This window comes from Proteus myxofaciens ATCC 19692 (assembly GCF_001654855.1).
GTDB classification, from domain to species: Bacteria; Pseudomonadota; Gammaproteobacteria; order Enterobacterales; family Enterobacteriaceae; genus Proteus; species Proteus myxofaciens.
Genome location: NZ_LXEN01000122.1, coordinates 1 through 4,098, shown reverse-complemented (window position 1 = coordinate 4,098; position 4,098 = coordinate 1). Strand labels below are relative to the sequence as shown.

The 4,098-nt window shown below is 36.2% G+C and carries 3 protein-coding genes; all 3 read left to right on the top strand.

Annotation, left to right across the window (positions count from 1 at the left end; translation table 11 throughout):
* A partial coding sequence (locus M983_RS12820) for a bifunctional acetate--CoA ligase family protein/GNAT family N-acetyltransferase (RefSeq protein ID WP_066751530.1) occupies positions 1-2,047 on the top strand: 2,047 nt, incomplete at its 5' end.
* 186 nt (positions 2,048-2,233) lie between these two features.
* Positions 2,234-3,592 carry a CDP-diacylglycerol--serine O-phosphatidyltransferase gene (gene pssA, locus M983_RS12815; RefSeq protein ID WP_066751528.1) on the top strand — a complete coding sequence of 453 codons (1,359 nt, stop codon included), beginning with the start codon at positions 2,234-2,236 and terminating at the stop codon, positions 3,590-3,592.
* A 116-nt stretch (positions 3,593-3,708) separates the two neighbouring features.
* Entirely contained in the window at positions 3,709-4,053 is a 345-nt protein-coding gene (locus M983_RS12810) for a YfiM family lipoprotein (protein ID WP_066751526.1), read from the top strand.
* The last annotated feature ends 45 nt before the right edge of the window (positions 4,054-4,098 follow it).

The window sequence follows — 4,098 nt, the reverse complement described above, 5'->3', positions numbered from 1 at the left end:
TGCAATTTTATTGCATTTAGAACATATCCAAGATGCAAGGCGTTTTATGTCGGCATCACGTAGCGCTTCTCGTAATAAACCAATTCTCGTCATTAAAAGTGGACGCTCTCAAAAAGCACAGCAATTATTAGGTGATACTCCTAGCTATGACGTCGCTTATGATGCAGCTTTTCAACGAGCAGGATTATTGCGAGTGCAAGATACTCATGAAATGTTTTCCGCTGTCGAAACACTCAGTCATATGACGCCATTAAAAGGGGAAAGATTGATGATAATGAGTAATGGCTCTGCACCTGCTGCCATGGCGCTTGACGAGTTATTTTTATATTCAGGCAAACTTGCTCAATTATCAGAAGAAACACAGCAAAAATTACAAGCTGTAGTGCAAGAGAAATCGCGTATCCGTAATCCGCTAAATTTAGGCGATGATGTAACAGTAGATAGTTATATTGCTGCACTAAATGACTTATTAGACAGTCATGATCATGATGCTTTGCTACTAATCCACACACCTAGTGCTATTGCGCCTAGTTTTGATACTGCAAAAAAAGTTATTGAAGCATTGAAAAATCATCCTAGAAAAAAATGGCTAACAATATTGACTAATTGGGGTGGTGAGTATTCTTCTCAACAATCACGAAAATTATTTAGTGAAGCAGGAATTCCAACTTACCGAACCCCTGAAGGTGCAGTAACAGCCTTTATGCATATGGTGGAATATCGTCGAAATCAAAAGCAATTAAAAGAAACACCTGCATTACCTCTTGAAGTGAAAATGAATACTCAGCAAGCACATCGCTATATTGAAAAGGCCCTAAGTAAGCAACAATATCGATTAGATACACACCAAGTACAACCTATAATGGAAGCCTATGGATTTAATACATTACCAACATGGATAGCACATAATGCAGAAGAAGCCGTTGGTATTGCTGAAAAAATTGGCTATCCCGTTGCATTAAAGCTTCGTTCTTCAGATATTCCTCATAAATCCGAAGTTCAGGGAGTTATGCTCTATCTACGAGATAAAAATGAAGTAGCATCAGCGGCTCATGCCATTATAGAACGAGTATCGGAACTTTATCCTCAAGCTAAAGTTCAGGGATTACTAGTACAAAGTATGGCTAACCGTGCAGGTTCACAAGAGCTACGTGTTGCTATTGAGCAAGACCCTATTTTTGGGCCACTAATATTACTCGGTGAAGGTGGGGTTGATTGGCAAATCGAAACAAAAGCAGCAGTAGCTTTACCTCCATTAAATATGGCATTGGCCCGATATCTTGTGATCAATGCAATAAAAAGTGGAAAAATTCAACCAAGAAGTGCGCTACAACCTCTCGATATATTGGGGTTAAGCCATTTTCTTGTTCAAGTATCTCACTTACTACTTAATTGCCCGCAGATTATCAGGCTTGATATTCATCCACTCCTTATCTCTGGTAACGACTTCACCTTACTTGATGTCGCAATGGAATTAGCCCCTTTGCAAGGCGATCCTCATCAAAGGCTTTCTATTCGCCCATACCCAAATGAATTAGAAGAAATCTTCTTTTTAAAAGATAACAATTCATGCTTTGTTCGCCCTATCCTGCCTGAAGATGAACCATTACTAAAAACATTTATTAATCAAGTCACAAAAGAAGATCTCTATTACCGTTACTTTAGTGAGATTAGTGAATTTACACATGATTCTCTCGCTAATATGACACAGATTGATTACGATCGAGAAATGGCTTTTGTTGCTATTCGTAATCCTGATACTTATCCAGAAATCATTGGTGTAACACGGGCAATGGCAGATCCTGATAACCAACAAGCAGAATTCGCTATCCTTGTTCGTTCTGATTTAAAAGGGAATACACTAGGTCACCAGTTAATGGTCAAACTAATTAACTACGCAAGAAAACAGGGTATAAAACATCTCACCGCGATCACAATGCCAGAGAACCGAAATATGATAAGTTTGGCAAAGAAACTTGATTTTTCTGTTGAAGTTCAACTTAATGAAGGCATTGTTAACCTAGATTTATACTTAGAACCTATCTAGTTAATATCACCCTTAACATACTCTATTTAAATGTGATTATTTACATATCTTGCCACAAATTAACAATATAAGATGATTTTATGCGTACATCCTATATAACTAATGTTATGATCAGCAGTTAAGTAATAATCTTTACCTGGACGATGGCTCCAACTGCCATCATAAACAAGAGAAATAAGCACTGTGATGTTGTCTAAACTAAAACTTGCTAAGCATCAACAACACCTTGCACAACTGCCTAAATTAGCTCAGTCAGTTGCTGATGTTGAAACGCTTTATCAGACGTCCGCGTTTCGCAGCACCTTATTGAAATATATTGCTCAAGCTAAAAAAGAGATAGTTATCCCAGCTCTTTATTTAGAGCATGATGAGGCGGGCGAAGAGCTACTTAATGCGCTTTATAGTGCGAAAGAGCAACGTCCTGAACTCTCAATTACCGTTATCGTTGATTGGCATCGCGCCCAACGTGGACGTATTGGTGTCTCTACAGATGCCACAAATGCAGATTGGTATTATCATGTTGCACAGCAACATCCTAATATTGAAGTACCTATTTACGGTATACCTGTTAATACACGTGAAGCATTAGGTGTATTGCATCTAAAAGGCTTTATCTTTGATGATACAGTTATTTATAGTGGAGCAAGTATCAATAATGTTTATCTGCATAAGCTAGATAAATATCGTTATGATAGATACCACATCATCCATAATGCTGCACTTGCTCATACTATGAAGCAGTTCATCTTATCCGACTTGTTACAGTCAGATGCTGTTCAGCGTCTCGATACAAAAGAAAGAGTACGTTGTGCTGAAATTAAAAATTATATTCGCCAATTTCGTTTTAATTTACGTACTCGTGATGGCTATGATGTAAAAGCTAACGCTTCAAATAAAGAATTAACCGTTACACCTTTAGTCGGTTTAGGTAAGAAAAATCTTTTAAATAAGACTATCTCTCACCTTATCGCAAGTACTGAAGAAAAATTAATTATCTGCACTCCTTATTTTAATTTACCTGCTATTCTTGTTCGTCAAATAAGTCATTTATTAAGAAATGGTAAAAAAGTAGAAATCATTATTGGTGATAAAACTGCCAATGATTTTTATATTCCACCTGAAGAGCCTTTTAGAATAATTGGTGCATTACCTTATCTTTATGAAATAAATCTTCGTAGATTTACACAACGTTTTCAACGTTTTATTGATAGTGAACAACTAATAGTAAGACTTTGGAAAGATGGTGATAATAGCTATCACTTGAAAGGTATGTGGGTTGATGATACTTGGCAATTGATTACCGGTAATAATCTAAATCCGCGTGCATGGGGATTAGATTTAGAAAATGCAATATTATTTCACGATCCGAATCATGAATTATATGAACAACGACATAAAGAATTAGACTGTATTCGCGAGCATACGGTCGTGGTTAATAATTACCAAGATTTGGAAAGTATCAAATTTTATCCAATTAAAGTGAAAAAACTCATTAAGAGATTACGTCGAATTCGCGTTGATAGGCTAATTAGCCGTATTCTTTAATGATGAGTTTACTAAAAACCTTACTTATTACTAAGTAAGGTTTTTTTATATCTAATGTTCACATTCAAGTTCTATACTTAAAAGATTATTTATTATCAATTAGGTTTTCACTTTTTATGAAATTAAAGCTTATTGGCTATTCCCTGATAATATTATCTTCATCAATCTTAACGGGTTGCCAATCATTCCATTTCGCTAATGATAATTGGCGAGGAAAAGATAAAGCTCAGCATTTTCTATTTTCAATGGCTTCATCAGCGGGTGCAAATGCTTATGCCGATCATCAGAATTATGGGCATAGAGAGAGCTTACTGATTGGCTTGAGCTTTTCTATTTCTTTAGGAGCAGCAAAAGAACTTTATGACAGCCGTCCTACTGGTACAGGATGGAGTTGGCATGATTTTGCTTACGATGTTGCGGGTGCATTATCAGGTACATTGCTTTATCAGCAATTAAAATAACTTGTTAATGAGTCAGTGGTTATATTTTTCTTTTTTTAATACTAT